The sequence below is a fragment of the Sphingomonas sp. MA1305 genome, from assembly GCF_016107325.1.
Lineage (GTDB): Bacteria > Pseudomonadota > Alphaproteobacteria > Sphingomonadales > Sphingomonadaceae > Sphingomonas.
The window spans coordinates 1289618-1308203 of the sequence record NZ_RCVT01000001.1 but is presented as its reverse complement, the minus strand read 5'-3'; the positions used below and the strand labels follow the sequence as shown (position 1 = coordinate 1308203).

Below are 18586 nucleotides of genomic sequence, written 5' to 3'. Positions count from 1 at the left end.
GAGGGGTAAGCATGAACACGAGCATCGACGGCACGACCACCCAGACGATGCGCCACGCGATGGTGGCGAGCCAGCTGCGGACGAATGCGGTCAACGACCAGCGCGTCATCGCGGCGATGATGAGCGTGCCGCGCGAGATCTTTGTGCCGGAAGCTTCGCGGCTGCTCGCCTATCGGGACACGGCATTGCCGGCGGGCAGGGGCAGGGCGATCAACCTGCCGATGGTCACTGGTCGACTGCTCACCGAAGCCTATCTGACCGCCGACGATCGCGTCCTGCTGATCGGCGCGGCGGGCGGTTATGCGGCGGCGCTGCTCGCCTCGATCGTCGCCAGCGTCGTTGCGGTCGAGGAAGACGCCGAACTGGTCGCGATCGCGCGCGATGCCCTCGCCGGCACGCCGAACGTCGAGATCGTCGAGGGGTCGCTGGCCGAAGGCCATGCCGCTGGCGCACCCTATGACGTGCTGATCGTCGACGGTGCGATCGAACAGGTTCCGGATCTTCTGGTCAACCAGGTTAGGACGGACGGGCGCGTCGTCACCGGTCTGGTCGAGAAGGGCGTGATCCGGCTCGCCAGTGGGCGCAAGACCGATGGCGGTTTCGGCCTGACGCCGTTCATGGATAGCGACTGTGTCATTCTTCCCGGCTTCGAAAAGCCGAGCGGCTTTACATTCTGAGACAAGGGTTAAGGGGGGGCATGCACGCGTTTCGGACAATCCTGGCCAGCGGTGTCGCGCTGGTTGCCGTGCCCGCGGGGGCAGAAACCCTGCGCGAGGCGATGGTCAAGGCCTATCAGGGCAACCCCACGATCACCGCGCAGCGCGCCGTCCAGCGAGCGACCGACGAGACGGTGCCGATCGCACGGGCGAGCGGGCTGCCATCGGTCAACTTGACGGGCGGCTATGTCGAGAACGTTCTGTCGCCCGGCGGTTCGAACCTGGGCAGCAACAACAACAGCTTCGCCAATCCCGCCCGCCAGGCGACGAGTGCCGCCCAGCTGAGCATCCCGCTCTATCGCGGTGGTTCGGTGCGCAATTCGATCGAGGCGGCGGAGACGCGGGTCGAGGCGGGGCGGGCGACGCTGCGCGGCACCGAATCCGATCTCTTCACCGCCGTGGTCGGCGCCTATGAGGACGTGATCCGCGACGAGGCGATCGTCAGTCTCAACCAGCAGAACGTCAAGGTGCTGGAGATCAACCTGCAGGCGAGCCGCGACCGGTTTCAGGTCGGCGATCTGACCCGCACCGACGTCGCCCAGTCGGAAGCGCGCCTGGCATTGGCGCGGGGCCAGCTGCAGTCGGCGGAGGCGCAGCTGATCGCCAGCCGAGAAACCTATGTCCGCGTCATCGGCACGCCGCCGACCAGTCTGGAACAGCCGCCGGCGCTGCCCGCCCTGCCGGCGACGCCGAATGACGCCGTCCAGGACGCGCTGCGAAACAATCCGGTGCTGCTGGCGCAGCAGCGTCTGCGCGACGCGACCCGTTACGACATCGGAGTCGCGCGCGCGACGCGCTTGCCGCAAGTCAACGCCGTGCTCGGCGGCAATTATTACAGCTACCTCGGTTCGCTCGGTGCCGGCACCGGTGTGCGGGTCGGTCAGTCCGCGACCAGCGGCACCGTCGGCCTGGCGCTCAACCTGCCGATCTTCCAGGGCGGCCGTCCCGCGGCACAAGTTCGCCAGGCCGAGGCGCTGCACGCCCAAGCGATCGAAAATACGACCTCGACGGAACGCGCGGTCGTCGCTCAGACCCGCTCCGCCTATGCGGCATGGAAGTCGGCGCAGGAGGTGATCGCGAGCAGCGAGATCGCGGTCAATGCCAACAAGCTCAGCCTAGAGGGCGTCCGCGCCGAGAACAGCGTCGGCACGCGCACGATCCTCGACATCCTCAATGCCGAGCAGGAATTGCTCAACAGCCAGGTGACCTTGGTCACGGCGCGTCGTAACGCCTATGTCGCTGGCTTTGCGCTGATCGCCGCCATGGGCCATGCGGAGGCGCGGGACCTCGGGCTGGAGGGCGGATCCCTCTACGATCCGGTGGCCAACTACAATCGCGTTCGCGGCCGGATTTCCGATTTCGGCGACGACGGTCGGCCCGATCCGGTGGCCGCCTCGACCGCCAATACCCCTGCGCAAACCTCTGTAGTCACACGGCCTCTTGATCCGATGCTCGATACGCCGGTTGACAGAAGCCCTGCATTAACCACAGGTGCTGCGGCACCCAATCGCCAATAACGGCGGGCGCAACGCAGGAATCGAGATGATGGGGGACATCAGCGCGGAACCGTCGATGGAGGAGATCCTGTCCTCGATCAAACGGATCATCGCCGAAGAGAATGACGGTGCGCAGGTGCGGCCGCGCCGAACGCAGCGCGCGGTCGCGGCGTCGGTCGAGCACGAACCCGAAACCGACGAAATTCTGGAGCTGAGCGATCCCATGCCCGCACCGCGTTCTCCATCCGATCCCTCGCGCGGCACCGCACCGGTCCCTCCCGTGCAGCCGCAAGCCGAGCCGATGCGGGCGGCGGAGCAGCCGCGGGCGATGGAGCCCCGCCCCGAACCCCGTATGATAGCAGAGGCAGAGCCCGAGCCGATCCTGTCGCATCAGGCCGCTGCGGCGACGCGCGCGCCGCTGGAAACGCTCAGCCGGATGCTGGTCAAGCCGGAGCCGCAGGGTGACGGCACGCTGGAAGGTCTGGTGCGCGAAATGCTGCGCCCGATGCTACGCGAATGGCTCGACGCCCATTTGCCGGAGATGGTCGAGACGATGGTCGCGCGCGAGATCGCCAAGCTGACCGCGCCGACGCGCTGATCGACTGCTCCTTTCACCAGAGGTGGAAGGAGCCCGCATTTGCCCCGCCGCGCGGCATCTGCTTAGTTGCGCGGCATGAAGATCTTCCTGTCCGCGAGCCTGCTCGCCCTTGCCGCTGCGGCCCCTGTCGCGGCCCGCCAGATCACCATCGACGACGTCGCGACGCTCAGTCGCGTCGGCGCGCCGACCGCCTCGGCGGACGGTCATTGGCTGGTTTGGGCGCAGCGCGAAACGGACCTCGACGCCAATCGCGGGCGGTACGATCTCTGGCGGCTCGACCTGACGCGCAAGGGCGCGGTGCCGGAGAAGCTGCTCGCCGATCCGGCCGTCGACGAGAATGACCCGCAGATCGTCGGGGACACCGTCTATTACACGGCGAACGACGCGATTTGGGCGGTGGCGGTGACCGGTGGTACGCCGCGCAAGCTGACTGACTTCGCCGGCGGCTTCAACGGCTTCAAGGTGGCGCCGACCGGCGACCGGATCGTGGTCTGGGCTGATCGCCGCCCCGATGCGCCCAGCCTCGAGCCGGCGATGGTCAAGAAAGACGCGCGGGCCGGGCAGGCGCGTGTCTATGACAAATTGTTCGTCCGTCATTGGGATAGCTGGGTCGACGGCACCCATTCGCAGCTGTTCGTGCTGCCGCTGACCGCTGCCGGAGCGCCGGGCAATGGTATCGCGGTCGAGCACGGCCTCGACGGCGACACGCCCTCGCGCCCGTTCGGTGGCGGCGAGGAGGTGTCGTGGAGCGCCGATGGCCGCACGCTCTATTTCGCGTTGCGCGTCGCGGGCACGACGGAGCCGCTGTCGACCAACCTCGACATCTGGCAGGCGCCCGCCGACGGCTCGGCCGCGCCGATTAATCTGACCGCGGCGAACCAGGCGACCGATACGCTGCCGACGGTGTCGCCCGATGGCAAGACGCTTGCCTGGGTGGCGATGAAGCGGCCGGGCTTCGAAGCGGATCGGCAGGTCTTGATGGTGCGCGACCTTGCCAGCGGGCAGGTGCGCGCGCTGACCGAAGGGTGGGACCGGTCGGTGGGATCGATCGCCTGGTCGCCCGATTCGAAGCGGCTACTCGTGACCGCGCAGAACACGCAGGAGATGCCGCTCTGGTCCGTCGACGTACGAACGGGCAAGCCGACCCGGTTGACGCAGCAAGGGCATGTCTCTGCCGTGGTAGCGACGCCCAAGGGCAGCGTGATCGCGATGAACAGTCTCACGGCGCCCGACGATTTCTACGCGGTCGCCGGGCCGGGCAAACGCACGCGGCTGACCAGCGTTAACGCGGCCAAGCTCGCCGGTATCGACATGCCGAGCGTGACGCGGTTCAGCTTCGCCGGCGCCAATAACGACCAGGTGTGGGGCTATGCGGTCCGACCGGCGGGCAGCACCGGCAAGCTGCCGATCGCCTATATGGTCCACGGTGGCCCGCAGGGATCGAGCGACAACAGCTGGTCGTATCGCTGGAACCCGGCGGTGTTCGCCGGTGCGGGCTTTGGCCTCGTCGCCGTCGATTTCCACGGCTCGACCGGCTACGGCCAAGCGTTCACCGACGCAATCAGTAACAATTGGGGCGGCTGGCCGCTCGAGGATCTGCAGAAGGGCCTCGCCGCGGCGACCGCCAAGTTCGACTGGCTCGACGGCAACCGCGCCTGCGCGCTCGGCGCCTCCTACGGCGGCTATATGATGAACTGGATCGAGGGGCGCTGGCCGGATCGTTTCAAGTGCATCGTTCAGCATGACGGCGTCTTCGACGCCCGCGCCATGGCCTATGAGACAGATGAACTGTGGTTCGACGAATGGGAACATGGCGGCAAGGCCTATTTCCAGGACCCGGCCGCTTTCGAAAAGTGGAACCCGGTCAATTACGTCCAGAACTGGAAGACGCCGATGCTGGTGATCACCGGCGAAAAGGATTTCCGTATCCCCTATACCCAGGGGATCGCCGCCTTCACCGCGCTGCAACGCCGCGGCGTCCCGTCGCGGCTGGTGGTCAACCCCAACGAGAACCATTGGGTGCTGAAACCGAACAATTCACGGCAATGGTATCACGAGGTGCTTGGCTGGATGGACAAGTGGACGAAGGACGCGCCTGCCCAGTGACGAGCGCGGCACGGGCCGGGGGTGACGGGGGCATCGGCGCTGGCTAAGAGCCGCTGCCTATGACCGAGCTTCCCAAGACCTTCGACCCCGCCGCCATCGAAACCCGCTGGTACCAGCATTGGGAGGAACAAGGCCTATTCCGTCCCGACCGGCCGGGGGCGGAGCCGTGGACGATCGTCAATCCGCCGCCCAACGTCACGGGCAGCCTGCATATCGGCCACGCGCTCGACAATACGCTGCAGGACATCCTGACGCGCCATGCGCGGCTGAAGGGCAAGGATGCTTTGTGGGTGGTCGGTACGGACCATGCCGGCATCGCGACGCAGATGGTGGTCGAGCGCCAGATGGCGGCCAAGGGCGAGAAGCGCACCGACTTCGGCCGTGACGACTTCGTCGCCAAAGTCTGGGAGTGGAAGGCGGAGAGCGGCGGGCAGATCACCCGCCAGCTGCGCCGGCTCGGCTGCTCAATGGATTGGGCCAACGAGCGATTCACGATGGACGAAGGCTTTTCGAAGGCTGTGCTCAAGGTCTTCGTCGAGCTGCATCGGCAAGGGCTGCTCTACCGCGACAAGCGATTGGTCAATTGGGACTCCGGCCTCGGTACCGCGATCAGCGACCTGGAGGTCGAGACGCGCGAGGTGAAGGGCAGCTTCTGGCGGCTGCGCTATCCGCTCGCCGACGGTTCCGGCTTCATCGAGGTGGCGACGACGCGGCCCGAGACGATGCTGGCCGACATGGCGGTTGCGGTGCACCCGGACGATGCGCGCTACACAGCGTTGGTCGGCCAGCAGGTGCGGCTGCCGATCACTGGGCGGCTGATCCCGATCGTCGCCGACGAACATGCCGATCCGGCGCTGGGATCGGGCGCGGTGAAGATCACGCCGGGCCACGACTTTAACGACTTCGATGTCGGTCGCCGCGCTGGGATCGAGGCGCGCGACATGCTCAACATGCTGGATGCCAAGGCGCGGATCGGCCAGACCGCCGACGGCCTGATCCCCGACGCGTTCCTCGGTCTGTCGACCGCGGAGGCGCGCGCGGCAGTGGTCGCGCGGCTGAAGGCGGACGGCGTCCTGATCCCGCACGTCGACAAGGACGGCGTGGAGCACGACGCCGAGCCACGCACGATCCAGACGCCGTTCGGCGACCGATCGGGGGTGGTGATCGAGCCGTGGCTGACCGACCAATGGTATGTCGATGCCAAGACGCTGGCGCAGCCGGCCATCGAGGCGGTGCGGAGCGAGGCGATCAAGATCGTTCCCAAGACATGGGAGAAGACGTTCTTCAACTGGATGGAGAACATCCAGCCGTGGTGCGTATCGCGGCAATTGTGGTGGGGGCATCAGATCCCTGCCTGGTTCGCCGACGATGGGCGGGTCTTCGTCGCAGAAACTGAGGCCGAGGCGCAGGCGCAAGCCGGCGAGGGTGTCGTGCTGACCCGTGATCCGGACGTGCTCGACACTTGGTTCTCGTCCGCGCTGTGGCCGTTCGCCACGCTGGGCTGGCCCGATGGCGATGACCGCACGCTGGGCGGCCGCTATCCCAATGACGTGCTCGTGTCCGGATTCGACATCCTGTTCTTCTGGGATGCGCGGATGATGATGCAGGGGCTGCACTTCATGGGCGAGGTGCCGTTCAAGACGCTGTACCTGCATGGCCTCGTGCGCGCCGCAGATGGCGCCAAGATGTCGAAGTCGAAGGGCAATACCGTCGATCCGCTCGGGCTGATCGACCGGTACGGCGCCGACGCGCTGCGCTTCTTCATGGCGGCGATGGAGAGCCAGGGCCGCGACATCAAGATGGATGAGAAGCGGGTCGAGGGCTATCGCAACTTCGCGACCAAGCTGTGGAATGCGGCCCGTTTCGCGCAGGCGAACGGCATCGGCGGATCGTCGACGCTGGAGGCGCCGGCCGCGACGCTGGCGGTCAACCAGTGGATCGTCGCGGAGACGATCCGCACGGTGCAGGCGGTCGACCTCGCGCTTGCCGACTATCGCTTCGACGGGGCCGCCAACGCCATCTACCAATTCGTGTGGAGCCGCTTCTGCGATTGGTATCTCGAGCTGATCAAGGGGGCGATCGACGACGAGACCCGCGCGGTCGCCGGCTGGGTGTTGGACCAGATCCTGGTGATGCTCCATCCGTTCATGCCGTTCATCACCGAGGAATTGTGGCATGCGATGGCACCGGAGGGGACCCCGCGCGACCACGATCTGATCGTCGCGCGCTGGCCGATGGCGGACGCGCGCAGCCTCGATCCCGCCGCGGAGGCGGAGGTCGACTGGCTGATCCGTCTGGTCGGCGAGATTCGCGCCGTGCGGACCGAGCTCAACGTCCCGCCAGGCGCTCGACTGCCGTTTCATGTCCGCGGCGCCGGGGAGGGGACGGCGGCCCGGCTCGCGCGCCAGACGGCGGTGATCGCCCGTCTCGCGCGGGTCGATCTCTCCGCCGACGACGCGCCGTCGGGCGGAGCGGCGCAGGTCGTCGTCGACGAGGCGACCTTCGTCTTGCCGCTGGAGGGGGTGATCGATCTCGACGCCGAGCGCACGCGCCTGACCAAGGCGATCGCCGCGGCGGAGAAGGAGCGCGACGGGCTCGCCGGTCGGCTGAACAATCCGAGCTTCGTCGAGCGGGCCAAGCCGGAGGCGGTCGACAAGGCGCGTGCCGATCATGCCGACAAGAGTGCGGAGGCGGAGCGCCTGTCCGCCGCGCTGGCGCGGCTGGGCTGAGGGCGTGGCCGGGCGCCCGCCACGCGATCTGACCAGCGGGCCCATCGGGCGCACGCTGCTGCTCTTCGCTTTGCCGACGCTCGGCTCCAGCATCCTGCAGTCGGTCAACGGATCGATCAACGCGATCTGGATCGGCCAGTTGCTGGGTGAGCGGGCGCTGGCGGCGACCACCAATGCCAATCTGGTGCTGTTCCTGCTGGTGGCCGCGGTCTTCGGCTTCGGCATGGCGGCGACGATCCTGATCGGCCAGAACATGGGCCGGCGCGACATCGACGCGGTACGACGCGTGTTCGGTGCGGCGCTGGGCCTGTTCGGCGTCGCCTCGCTCGCCGTGGTGGCGATCGGCATCGCCGCGGCGCCGGCGATCCTCCACGCTCTGGCCACCCCGGCGGAGGTCTACCCGCTGGCGCGCGACTATCTGCGGATCATCTTCCTGTCGATGCCGATGGGCTTCCTGGCGACGCTGATCAGCATGGCGCTGCGCGGGACGGGCGATTCGGTGACGCCGCTGCGCTTCATGGCGCTGGGTTCGGTGATCGACGTGACGCTCAACCCCGTGCTGATCCGCGGGCTGGGACCGATCCCGGCGCTTGGTATCGCCGGATCGGCGACCGCCACGGTGATCGGCAATGCGGTGGCGCTGATAGCCCTGCTCGCTTTCGTCTATCGCCGCGACCTGCCGATCCGACTGCGCGGTGCGGAGTGGCGCTATCTGCGCCCGACGGGCGCGGAACTGCGACCGATCGTCGCCAAGGGGATACCGATGGGCCTGCAGATGTTCGTCGCGACCGGATCGGCGCTGGCGATGATCGGTCTGGTCAACCGTCAGGGAACCACCACCACCGCGGCCTATGGCGCGGCGACGCAGCTATGGACCTATATCCAGATGCCGGCGATGTCGATCGGGGCGGCGGTGAGCGCGATGGTCGCGCAGAATATCGGTGCCGGTCGCTGGGATCGCGTCGATCGCATCACCCGTTCGGGATTGCTGATGAACCTTGCCCTCACCGGCGGGCTGGTGGCGGTCGTCGCCGTACTCGACCGGCACGTGCTCTGGCTGTTCCTGGGTGACGTGCCGGCGGCGATCGGCATCGCCGGCAAGATCAACCTGATCGTCAGCTGGAGCTTCATCCTGTTCGGCGTCACCATGGTGCTGTTGGCGACGGTACGTGCCAATGGTGCGGTCGTCGCGCCGCTGGTCATCCTGGCGATCGCGCTATTCCCGGTGCGGATCGGCACCGCCTATGCGCTGCTGCCCGGCTGGGGGGCGGACGGCCTGTGGTGGAGTTTCCCGGCGGGGTCGATCGCCTCGATGGTGATGACGATCGCTTATTACCGTGCGGGCACGTGGCGACGCGGCCGTCTGGTCAGCCGCGACGAGGCGCATGAGCAGACGCTGTCGCAGAGCGATCCGGCCGGCAAGCAGATGCCGGTCGGCTAGACCGCGGCCGCGCTCAGATTTCCGCCGGCACCATCACCTCGATCACGCCCGCCGCGATCCGGGCGGTGACCGGCGTGTGGGCGAGTACCTCGCCGTCGATCGAGATCGGCAAGGGCGGCTCGGTCGCGACGCGCAGGCTCCTGCCGCGAAAGGTGACCGTGTCGTGGTGGCGCGCCGACGAGCCGACGAAACTCGCCGCCCAATTGCGCACCAAACGGCGCTTGTAGTGGCCGACCACAGCCTGCACGACGATCTCGCCCGAGTCGACCGCCGCATCGTCGACCAGCCAGGTGCCGCCATGATAGGGCCCATTCGACATCCGCACCTCGGTGACGCGCATCCGCTTCTCGCCCGAACCGTCGTCGACGATCAACGTGAACGGCTTGAAGCGCGCGAACTGATAGGCGGCCCAACCAAGATAGCCGACCCGTCCCAACACCTTCTTGAGGTTGTGCGGTACCGTCTCGGCGATCTGCGGGCTGATCCCCATCGCCGCGCAATTGGCGAAATAGTCGTTGTCGATCATGCCGAGATCGATCCGCTTGCGCCGGCCGCTGCGGATCGCCTCCACCGCCCCCGGCACGTCGAGCGGCAGGCCCAACGTGCGCGCGAAACTGTTGGCGGTGCCGAGCGGCAACACGCCGAGCACGACGTCCTTGCCGACGAGCAGATCGACCAACCCGCTGATCGTGCCGTCGCCGCCACCCAAGATGACGAGCTGCGGCTTCTTGGCCAAGGCCCGCGCGACCGTCACCTCCAAGTCGTCCGGATCCTCGACGGCATGAGCATCGACCGGGAACGGCAGGCCGTCCATCGCCGCGCAGGCGCGGCGGAACAGCCTCTGTCCCTTGCGCGACTTGGCGTTGACGATCAGCGCGGCCGAGGTGAAGTCGGTCATGACACATCCAGTGGTTACGGCCGCGCAACGCTTGGCAAGCCGGTCGAGATCCATCATGGCAAGGAACGTCATGACCGCTGCCTATCCTGCGCTCCGCCTGCGTCGCACCCGCGCCTCCGCCTGGAGCCGCCGCCTCCACGCCGAAAACGTCCTCACCCCGGCCGACCTGATCTGGCCGCTGTTCGTGACGGAGGGGCAGGGGGTCGAGCAACCGATCGACAGCCTGCCGGGTGTGTCGCGCTGGTCGGTCGACGGCATCGTCGCACGGGCTCGCGAGGCGCGTGACCTCGGCATCCCCTGCGTCGCGTTATTCCCCTACACCGATGCCGCGCTGAAAACCGACGACGGGCGCGAGGCGCTCAATCCGGACAATCTCATGTGTCGCGCGACCCGCGCGATCAAGGATGCGGTGCCGGAGGTCGGCGTGCTGACCGACGTTGCGCTCGATCCCTACACGACCCATGGCCATGACGGGCTGGTCGACGCGGCCGGCTATGTCCGCAACGACGACACGGCCGCCATCCTCATCGAGCAGGCGCTCAATCAGGCACGCGCCGGCGCCGACATCGTCGCGCCGTCCGACATGATGGACGGCCGCATCGGCATGATCCGCACGGCGTTGGAAGGCGAGGGTGCCCACAATGTGCAAATCATGAGCTATGCCGCGAAATACGCCAGCGGCTTCTATGGCCCATTCCGCGACGCGGTCGGCAGCCGCGGCCTGCTGAAGGGCGACAAGAAGACCTATCAGATGGATCACGCCAATGCCGAGGAGGCGCTGCGCGAGGTCGCGCTCGACCTGGCGGAGGGGGCCGACAGCGTCATGGTCAAGCCCGGTCTGCCCTATCTCGACATTATCGTCCGGGTGAAGCAGCGGTTCGAGGTGCCGGTCTTCGCCTATCAGGTGTCGGGCGAATATGCGATGCTGGAGGCCTCGGTTGCGGCCGGGGCGGGCGATCGCGACGCGCTGGTGCTGGAAACGCTGCTGGCCTTCAAGCGCGCGGGCTGTGCGGGCGTGCTGACCTATCATGCGGCGCATGCGGCGCGGCTGTTGCATGGCTGATCGACGCTGCGGTCCGGCGCAGCCGTGACCGAGATCAGGCCGATGGGGCGTGGCGGGCGGATGCTATTCGTCGCGACGATCCTGACCGGATCGTTCCTGCTGTTCCTGGTCCAGCCGCTTGTCGCCCGCATCGCATTGCCGCGGCTCGGCGGGGCGCCGGCGGTGTGGAATTCGGCGATGCTGGTCTACCAGACGCTGCTGCTGTGCGGCTATGCCTATGCCCATGCCCTGGCGAGGGTGCGGCCGTGGCTGCAGGCGGCGGTGCATCTTGCCGTCCTTGCGATCGGCGCGCTGTTCCTGCCGATCGGCCTGATCGCCGCCGGCCTGCCGGCCGGCGCCAGCCCGGCATGGTGGGTGCCGTGGTTGCTCCTCGTGTCGATCGGGCCCTTATTCTTCGCCGTGTCGGCACAGGCGCCGTTAATCCAACGCTGGTTCGGCCTCGCCAGCGGTGGCGACCCCTATGGTCTGTACGCCGCCTCCAATCTGGGTAGCTTCGCCGGGCTCGTCGCTTATCCGTTGCTGGTCGAACCCTTGTTCGCGCTCCGGCTGCAACGCTGGGGGTGGAGCGCGGGCTATCTGCTGCTGATCGCCCTGGTGCTCCTCTGCGCCTCACGGCTGCCGCGCGCGGGCAGCGGCGAGCGCGCGCGGCCGACCAGCGCGCCCGCGAAACCTTGGCGGGTTCCGCACTGGATCGCGCTGGCGGCGGTGCCGTCCGGTCTCATGCTGGCGACGTCGACCTATGTCACCACCGACATCGTCGCCATGCCGCTGCTGTGGGTGTTGCCGCTCGGCCTGTATCTGCTGAGCTTCACGATCGCCTTCGCCGCGCGGCGCGACACGGCCGATTTCCTGACCCGCGTCGCGCCGATCACCATCCTGCTGTTCGGCGGAGTGATCATCGGCGGCTTCAATACGCAGCCGTTCGCCAATCTCGGCGTCGCGCTGCTGCTGCTGTTCATGGCGGCGGTGGCTTTGCATACCCAGCTCTACCGCCTGCGCCCGGCACCCGACCGGCTGACCGGCTTCTATTTGGCGACGGCGGTAGGCGGTGCCCTCGGCGGCGCATTCGCCGGCCTGGTGGCGCCGGCGGTGTTCGACTGGACGTACGAATATCCGCTGCTGATCCTCGCCGCCGGTGTGCTGGTGCCGCAGGTCTATCTGACCGGCTGGCTGCGCGATCTCTGGTGGTCCGATGCCTTGCGGCGGATCGCCTGGAGCATCGTCGCCGCAACCTGCGCCTTGCTCATCGCGGCGGCGGTGTTCGACCCCACCGGTCGCTTCGGCGAACGGCATCAGGGCTTTGCCTTCGTCTTCGTCGCGGTGATCGGCCTGGCGACGATCGGCCGGCGCCGCGCCTATGCGACCGTGCTGGTTAGCGCCCTGGCGCTGTTCGGGGGCTGGCGCGCCATCGAATTGTCGCTGGACCGTGGCGCGCGGACGCGAAGCTACTTCGGCGTCTACACGATTCGGGACGGGGACGGGCGCCGGGAGCTCGACCATGGCACCACCGTCCATGGCATCCAGCTGACCGGCAATGCCACCCGCGAACGGATGCCGACGACCTATTATGTCGCCGGATCAGGCGTCGGGCAGGCGTTACAGGCCGTGCCGGCGCTCTACGGCGAGTTGGCCCGCGTTGGCATCGTCGGGCTGGGGACGGGCACGCTCGCCTGTTACGCTCGGCCGGGCCAGCGCTGGACCTTCTTCGAGATCGATCCGACGGTGGTGCGCATCGCACGCGATTCGGGACGGTTCACCTATCTGCGACGCTGCACGCCCGGCGCCACGATCACGCTCGGCGACGCGCGCGTCAGCCTGTCGCGATCGCCCGCCGACAGCCTTGACCTGCTCGCGCTCGATGCCTTTTCTTCGGACGCCATACCAATGCATTTGATGACCCGGGAGGCGTTCGCCACCTATGCCCGGGTATTGAGCGAGCGCGGGCTCCTCCTCGTCCACATCTCGAACCGCTTCCTCGACCTCGAGCCGGTCGTGGCCGCGGCGGCGCGGGCGGGTGGCTGGCATGCGGCGGAATATTATTTCCAGCCTTCCTCGCTCGATCCGGATGCCTCGCCCAGTCAATGGATCGCCATGTCGCGCGATCGGGCCGCGCTGGACGCCGTAACCGGGGGCGACCCCGACTGGCGCGCGATCGTCGGACGGCCCGGCGTACCGGCCTGGACCGACGATTATTCGACGATCCTGCCGCTGCTGCGCCTGACGCCGGGACGTGCCGGCTAGGCCTTCGCCAAGCCGTCCTGCAGCCGGTCGATCGTCGTGCCCTGGCGGTCGGCCTCCGTGGCGACGGCATCGTGGAGCGCCTCCAGCGCCGGATATGGAGGCTGCAGCTCAGCGGCGCGATCGCCAGCCCGCGACTCGACATCGGTCAAGAGTGCGCCGGTTTGCGCCCGCCAATCGTCGAGCTGGGCCAGTGCGGTCTGCGCCTCCAGCCAGGCGTCGCTACCCGCCGCGGCTCCCCGGGCGCGGCTGGCGGCGGCCTCCGCGGTCCGGGCGTCGCCCGCAAAACCGTCGGCGAGCTTCGTCAGCTGGGCGCGCAACGTGGCGATCTGCGCATCCAGCGCCGGGTCGGGCACCAGCTTGGGCGCGGTCCGCACCGGTTCGGCGAAGCCGACCCGCTCCACCGCACGCGGCGCCAGCGAGGGATAGACACGCGTATCATGCGTGCAGCCAGCCAGGGTAACGGGGACGAGAGCGAGCAGTGCGAGGGTTTTCATGGCCGCTGTAACTATGGGGCGAAGAAAAAGTGCGCAACGCACTTGCGCGCTCCGAAACGTCTGCTATCAGCGCGCCTCCGGTTGGCGCCCGTAGCTCAGCTGGATAGAGCATCAGACTACGAATCTGAGGGTCGGACGTTCGAATCGTTCCGGGCGCGCCAAAATCCCCCGCCAGGTCTACTGACCTGGTGGGGGTTTTGCATTCTGGCAGGTGCGGCATCGCAGCTGTCCGATCTGCAGCTCCTCTGAAGTAACATGCATTCGCCTAACGGGCGCAAGCGGCTAGACAGGCGCCATGTTGCGTCGCTTGCTGTCGTTCGTCGAACCGTTCATCCTGTTGCTGCTGGCCACCGTGCTGCTGGCCTCGCTGTTGCCGCCGCGTGGCGCGATGGCGGGGATCGTCGCGACGGCGGCGGACGTTGGCATCGTGCTGCTGTTCTTCCTCCATGGCGCCAAATTATCGCGCGAGGCGATCTGGCAGGGCGCACGCAATTGGCGGCTGCACCTCACCGTGCTTCTGGTCACCTTCGCGCTCTTCCCGCTGCTCGGTCTCGCCTTGCGTCATGCGCCGGGGATCGATCCGACCGTCGGCATCGGCCTGCTCTTCCTGACTCTGCTGCCCTCGACGGTACAGTCGTCGATCGCCTTCACCGCCATCGCGCGTGGCAATGTCGCCGCGGCGGTATGCAGCGCGTCGTTCTCCAATCTGATTGGTATCGTCGTGACGCCGGCACTTGTCGCCTTGCTGATCGGCGGCATCGGCGGACAGGGCAGCGGACTGTCGCTGTCCGCCGTCGAATCGATCGTGTTCCAGCTGCTCGTGCCGTTCGTGGCAGGACATCTGCTACGGCCGTGGATCGGCGGTCTGGTGACGCGCTGGAAGGGGCTGCTCGGTATCGTCGACCGCGGTTCGATCCTGCTCGTCGTCTATTCCGCTTTTGGCGCAGCGGTCGTCGAAGGGCTGTGGCACAAGGTGTCGCCCGGCGACCTCGTGCTGATCGGCGGCCTGTGCGTCCTCCTGCTGGCGGTCGTATTGAGCCTGACTTGGTTCGCCGGACGTCTGCTCGGCTTCAGTCGCGAAGATGCCATTGTGCTGCTCTTCTGCGGATCGAAGAAGAGCTTGGCGTCGGGAGTGCCGATGGCCGGCGTGCTGTTCGCCCCGGCAGAGGTGGGCGTCATCCTCCTGCCGGTCATGCTGTTCCACCAGATCCAGCTGATCGCCTGCGCGGTGATCGCGCGACGTTATGCCAAGGCTAGCGAATAGCCGCGACCGCAGCGAGCACCTGCTCGGCCAATTCGGGCCGGCAGATCAGCAGGTCTGGCAGCAGGGGGTCGGCGCAATTATAGACCAGCGGGCTGCCGTCGATCCGCGATGCGTGCAGGCCCGCCGCCAGCGCCACCGCGGCCGGGGCGCAATTGTCCCACTCATATTGACCGCCGTCATGCAGGTAGATGTCGGCCCGCCCGTCGACCACCGCCATCGCCTTGACCCCGGCCGAGCCCATGCCGCGATGCGTCGCTGCCAAGGCCGCGCCGACCTGGTGGACAAGGCTGGAGGCGCGGGTGCGGCTGACCACCATGCGCGGCGGGGCACCGCAGGCGCTGGCCGCCTGCCGCGCCTGCGCCGTCGTATAGACCCGCCGCTGCGTCGGCACTGCGACGGCCCCGACAGCGGGGCGGCCGTCGATGGCCAGGCCGACATGCACCGCCCAATCGTCCAGCCCATCCGCATAGTCGCGCGTGCCGTCGAGCGGATCGACGATCCAGACCCGCCTTGCCGCGCAACGCGCCCCGTCGTCGAGTGATTCCTCGGACAGGATGAAGTCGTCCGGACGGGCGCGGCGCAGCCGGTCGAGGATCAGCCGATTCGCCTCGGCGTCGCCCGCGTCACCCAGCGCCTTGCCCGTCGCCCCGCCGCGCGCGCGGATGGCGAGCAACAAGTCGCCCGCTTCCTCCGCTACCGCCGCGGCGAGTTCGACATCGGTCACAGTTCGAAACTCCATATACCCAGCACATGCTCGACGATCCGCTCGGCGGCAGCTTCGGCGCTTTCGTGGCGCGTGTCGATGCGGATATCGGGGCGCTCCGGAGGCTCGTAAGCGCTCGAGATGCCAGTGAAATGCGCGATCTGCCCGGCGCGCGCCTTGGCGTAGAGGCCCTTGACGTCGCGCGCCTCCGCGTCCTCCAGCGGCGTGTCGACGAAGATTTCGACGAACTCGCCGGCCGGTAGCAGCCCGCGGACCAGTTCGCGTTCGGCGCGGAACGGCGAGATGAAGGCGGTGAGCACGATCAGCCCCGCGTCGCACATCAGCTTCGCGACCTCGCCGACGCGGCGGATATTCTCGATCCGGTCGGCGTCGCTGAAGCCGAGGTCGCGATTGAGGCCGTGGCGGACGTTGTCGCCATCGAGCAGGAAGCTGTGTCGGCCGAGCGCGTGCAGCTTCTTTTCGACCAGATTGGCGATCGTCGACTTGCCAGAGCCGGACAGGCCGGTGAACCACAGCAGCCGGGGCGATTGGCCCTTCTGGCGGGCATGCGCCTCGCGACCGATCTCGATCGACTGCCAATGCACGTTCTGCGCGCGGCGCAGCGCATGAGAGATCATCCCGGCCGCCACCGTCGCATGGCTTTCGCGGTCGATCAGGATGAACCCGCCGAAGATCGGGCTTTCCGCATAAGGCGCAAAGGCGATGGCCGCGTCGGTATAGACCTCTGCGACGCCGATGTCGTTGAGGGTCAGCGTCTTTGCGGACAATTTCGCCTGGGTGTTGACGTCCACGACATGGTCGGGCGGCTGTACGGTGGCGCCGACGGTGCGGGTGCCGATCTTCAGCCAATAGCCGCGACCCGGTACCAGGGGCGTGTCCGCCATCCAGACCAGCGTCGCCTGGAATTGGTTGGCGACCTGAGGCGCGTCAGCCGCTGCGGCGATGACGTCGCCGCGCGAGCAATCGACCTCGTCGGCGAGTACCAGCGTAACCGCCTCGCCTGCCGCGGCCGTGTCGCGGTCGCCGTCGAAGGTGACGATCCGCGCGATGCTGGTCGTCCGACCGGATGGCACGATCCGCACCGGGTCGCCGACCGCCGCCCGCCCTTGCGCGACGGTGCCGGCGAAGCCGCGGAAGTCGAGGTCCGGCCGGTTGACCCATTGTACGGGCAGGCGGAACGGTCCCGCCGCAGCGCGATCGGTTTCGACCGGTACGGCTTCGAGATGCGGGAGCAGCGCAGGGCCACGATACCAGGGCATGGCGTTCGAGCGCGTCGTGACGTTGGCGCCGGTCAGGCCCGACAACGGAATCGCGGTGAAATCGGCGATGCCGATGTCCTGGGCGAAGGCGGCGTAATCGGCGACGATCGCGTCGAAGCGCGCCTGATCGTGCCCGACCAGGTCCATCTTGTTCACCGCCAGCACGATGTTCCGGATGCCGATCAGATGCGCCAGGAAGCTGTGCCGACGCGTCTGGGTAAGCACGCCCTTGCGGGCATCGACCAAGATCACCGCCAGATCGGCGGTCGACGCGCCGGTGATCATGTTGCGGGTATATTGTTCGTGGCCGGGCGTGTCGGCGACGATGAACTTGCGTGTTTCGGTGGCGAAGAAGCGATAGGCGACGTCGATCGTGATGCCCTGCTCGCGCTCGGCGGCGAGGCCGTCGACGAGCAGCGCGAAGTCAATGTTCTGCCCCTGCGTCCCGACGCGGCGGCTGTCCGCCTCCAGCGCGGCGAGCTGGTCCTCGAAGATCGTCTTCGAATCGTAGAGCAGCCGGCCGATCAGCGTCGACTTGCCATCGTCGACCGAGCCGCAGGTGATGAAGCGCAGCATCGTCTTGGCGGCGTGGCGGTCGAGATAGGCGTGAATGTCCGCGGCGATCAGCGCGTCGGGGGTATAGGCGGTCATCAGAAATACCCCTCGCGCTTCTTCTTCTCCATGCTCGCCGCCTGGTCGTGATCGATCGCCCGGCCCTGGCGTTCGGAGGTTGTGGTCAGCAGCATCTCCTGGATGATCGCGGGCAAGGTCGCCGCCTCGCTCTCGACGGCGCCGGTCAGCGGATAGCAGCCGAGCGTCCGGAACCGGATCGACCGCTCGACCGGCCGTTCGCCGGGACGCAAGCGGAACCGATCGTCGTCGACCATCAGGATAAGCCCGTCGCGTTCGACGGTGGGGCGCGGCGCGGCCAGATAGAGCGGCACGATCTCGATGCCCTCACGCAGGATATATTGCCAGATGTCGAGCTCGGTCCAGTTGGACAGGGGAAAGACGCGGATGCTCTCGCCGCGGTGGATGCGCGCATTGTAGAGGTTCCACAACTCGGGCCGCTGCGCCTTGGGATCCCAGCCCTGGCTGACGGAGCGGAACGAGAAGATGCGTTCCTTGGCCCGGCTCTTCTCCTCGTCGCGGCGCGCGCCGCCGAAGGCGACGTCGAACCCGCCGGCTTTCAGCGCCTGCTTCAACCCTTCCGTCTTCCACAAGTCGGTATGGCGGCTGCCATGATCGAAGGGGTTGATGCCGGCGGCGAGCGCTTCGGGATTGCGGTGGACGATCAATCGCATGCCGGCGGCTGCGGCGGCCTTGTCGCGAAGGTCGTACATCGCGCGGAACTTCCAGGTCGTGTCGACATGGAGCAGCGGAAAGGGCGGCGTTGCCGGGTAGAAGGCCTTGCGCGCCAAATGCAGCATCACGGCCGAATCCTTGCCGACCGAATAGAGCATCACCGGGGCCTCGGCCTCGGCGACGACTTCCCGCAGGATATGGATGCTTTCGGCTTCCAGCCGATCCAGATGCGTCACGCCACTCATCCGTGCC

14 protein-coding genes and 1 tRNA gene are annotated in these 18586 nt (G+C 67.5%); 10 read left to right on the top strand and 5 right to left on the bottom strand.

The genetic code is table 11. The features are described 5' to 3' along the window. The first annotated feature begins 11 nt into the window (after nt 1-11). From D9601_RS06570 to D9601_RS06545, 6 genes are all read left to right on the top strand, one after another. Entirely contained in the window at nt 12-677 is a 666-nt protein-coding gene (locus tag D9601_RS06570; RefSeq protein ID WP_198353038.1) for a protein-L-isoaspartate O-methyltransferase family protein, read from the top strand. Nucleotides 678-697: 20 nt separating this feature from the next. Then, nucleotides 698-2233 (top strand): TolC family outer membrane protein, encoded by a 1536-nt coding sequence (locus tag D9601_RS06565; protein WP_198353037.1) that lies wholly within the window; start codon nt 698-700, stop codon nt 2231-2233. Nucleotides 2234-2261: 28 nt separating this feature from the next. Further along, nucleotides 2262-2810, top strand: a complete 549-nt coding sequence (locus D9601_RS06560) for a DUF2497 domain-containing protein (protein ID WP_198353430.1) — start codon at nt 2262-2264, stop codon at nt 2808-2810. A 75-nt stretch (nt 2811-2885) separates the two neighbouring features. After that, nucleotides 2886-4916 carry a S9 family peptidase gene (locus tag D9601_RS06555; RefSeq protein WP_198353036.1) on the top strand — a complete coding sequence of 677 codons (2031 nt, stop codon included), beginning with the start codon at nt 2886-2888 and terminating at the stop codon, nt 4914-4916. A 59-nt stretch (nt 4917-4975) separates the two neighbouring features. Beyond that, entirely contained in the window at nt 4976-7645 is a 2670-nt protein-coding gene (locus D9601_RS06550; RefSeq protein ID WP_198353035.1) for a valine--tRNA ligase, read from the top strand. A gap of 4 nt (nt 7646-7649) precedes the next feature. Then, nucleotides 7650-9086: an MATE family efflux transporter gene (locus D9601_RS06545; protein ID WP_332837911.1), complete on the top strand. Its 1437-nt coding sequence runs from the start codon at nt 7650-7652 to the stop codon at nt 9084-9086. A 13-nt stretch (nt 9087-9099) separates the two neighbouring features. On the opposite strand, the gene D9601_RS06540 is transcribed toward D9601_RS06545, so the two are convergent. Beyond that, a complete protein-coding gene (locus D9601_RS06540; protein WP_198353033.1) occupies nt 9100-9984 on the bottom strand; it encodes a diacylglycerol/lipid kinase family protein in 885 nt (294 codons plus the stop codon). 70 nt (nt 9985-10054) lie between these two features. Between D9601_RS06540 and hemB the strand changes: the two genes are divergently transcribed. Both hemB and D9601_RS06530 read left to right on the top strand, forming a co-directional pair. Beyond that, nucleotides 10055-11047 (top strand): porphobilinogen synthase, encoded by a 993-nt coding sequence (hemB, locus tag D9601_RS06535; protein ID WP_198353032.1) that lies wholly within the window; start codon nt 10055-10057, stop codon nt 11045-11047. 42 nt (nt 11048-11089) lie between these two features. Then, nucleotides 11090-13288, top strand: coding sequence for a spermidine synthase (locus D9601_RS06530; RefSeq protein ID WP_198353429.1), 2199 nt, complete (start codon nt 11090-11092; stop codon nt 13286-13288). Here the strand turns inward: D9601_RS06530 and D9601_RS06525 are convergent. Next, nucleotides 13285-13782 (bottom strand): hypothetical protein, encoded by a 498-nt coding sequence (locus D9601_RS06525; RefSeq protein WP_198353031.1) that lies wholly within the window; start codon nt 13780-13782, stop codon nt 13285-13287. The genes D9601_RS06530 and D9601_RS06525 overlap by 4 nt on opposite strands. Nucleotides 13783-13866: 84 nt before the next feature. Between D9601_RS06525 and D9601_RS06520 the strand changes: the two genes are divergently transcribed. Continuing rightward, nucleotides 13867-13943, top strand: a tRNA-Arg gene (locus D9601_RS06520). Between the two features lie 134 nt (nt 13944-14077). Beyond that, nucleotides 14078-15046 carry a bile acid:sodium symporter family protein gene (locus D9601_RS06515; protein WP_198353030.1) on the top strand — a complete coding sequence of 323 codons (969 nt, stop codon included), beginning with the start codon at nt 14078-14080 and terminating at the stop codon, nt 15044-15046. Here the strand turns inward: D9601_RS06515 and D9601_RS06510 are convergent. Genes D9601_RS06510 through cysD form a run of 3 tightly spaced genes read right to left on the bottom strand, consistent with a single transcriptional unit; the run spans nt 15036 to nt 18579 of the window. Then, complete coding sequence (locus tag D9601_RS06510; RefSeq protein WP_198353029.1) at nt 15036-15785, bottom strand: 3'(2'),5'-bisphosphate nucleotidase CysQ; 750 nt, start codon at nt 15783-15785, stop codon at nt 15036-15038. The two genes, D9601_RS06515 and D9601_RS06510, sit on opposite strands and share 11 nt — an antisense overlap. Continuing rightward, nucleotides 15767-17680: a sulfate adenylyltransferase subunit CysN gene (gene cysN, locus D9601_RS06505; protein ID WP_198353028.1), complete on the bottom strand. Its 1914-nt coding sequence runs from the start codon at nt 17678-17680 to the stop codon at nt 15767-15769. The genes D9601_RS06510 and cysN overlap by 19 nt, the downstream gene beginning before the upstream one ends. Then, on the bottom strand, nt 17680-18579 hold the full coding sequence (gene cysD, locus D9601_RS06500) for a sulfate adenylyltransferase subunit CysD (protein ID WP_198353027.1): 900 nt from the start codon (nt 18577-18579) through the stop codon (nt 17680-17682). The genes cysN and cysD overlap by 1 nt, the downstream gene beginning before the upstream one ends. Nucleotides 18580-18586 lie beyond the last annotated feature (7 nt).

What these genes read in the sequence shown, in the direction of transcription:
- D9601_RS06570 (WP_198353038.1), top strand. Translation starts at nt 12, where the DNA reads ATGAACACGAGCATCGACGGCACGACCACCCAGACGATGCGCCACGCG.
- D9601_RS06565 (WP_198353037.1), top strand. Translation starts at nt 698, where the DNA reads ATGCACGCGTTTCGGACAATCCTGGCCAGCGGTGTCGCGCTGGTTGCC.
- D9601_RS06560 (WP_198353430.1), top strand. Translation starts at nt 2,262, where the DNA reads ATGGGGGACATCAGCGCGGAACCGTCGATGGAGGAGATCCTGTCCTCG.
- D9601_RS06555 (WP_198353036.1), top strand. Translation starts at nt 2,886, where the DNA reads ATGAAGATCTTCCTGTCCGCGAGCCTGCTCGCCCTTGCCGCTGCGGCC.
- D9601_RS06550 (WP_198353035.1), top strand. Translation starts at nt 4,976, where the DNA reads ATGACCGAGCTTCCCAAGACCTTCGACCCCGCCGCCATCGAAACCCGC.
- D9601_RS06540 (WP_198353033.1), bottom strand. Translation starts at nt 9,984, where the DNA reads ATGACCGACTTCACCTCGGCCGCGCTGATCGTCAACGCCAAGTCGCGC.
- hemB (WP_198353032.1), top strand. Translation starts at nt 10,055, where the DNA reads ATGACCGCTGCCTATCCTGCGCTCCGCCTGCGTCGCACCCGCGCCTCC.
- D9601_RS06530 (WP_198353429.1), top strand. Translation starts at nt 11,090, where the DNA reads ATGGGGCGTGGCGGGCGGATGCTATTCGTCGCGACGATCCTGACCGGA.
- D9601_RS06525 (WP_198353031.1), bottom strand. Translation starts at nt 13,782, where the DNA reads ATGAAAACCCTCGCACTGCTCGCTCTCGTCCCCGTTACCCTGGCTGGC.
- D9601_RS06515 (WP_198353030.1), top strand. Translation starts at nt 14,078, where the DNA reads ATGTTGCGTCGCTTGCTGTCGTTCGTCGAACCGTTCATCCTGTTGCTG.
- D9601_RS06510 (WP_198353029.1), bottom strand. Translation starts at nt 15,785, where the DNA reads ATGGAGTTTCGAACTGTGACCGATGTCGAACTCGCCGCGGCGGTAGCG.
- cysN (WP_198353028.1), bottom strand. Translation starts at nt 17,680, where the DNA reads ATGACCGCCTATACCCCCGACGCGCTGATCGCCGCGGACATTCACGCC.
- cysD (WP_198353027.1), bottom strand. Translation starts at nt 18,579, where the DNA reads ATGAGTGGCGTGACGCATCTGGATCGGCTGGAAGCCGAAAGCATCCAT.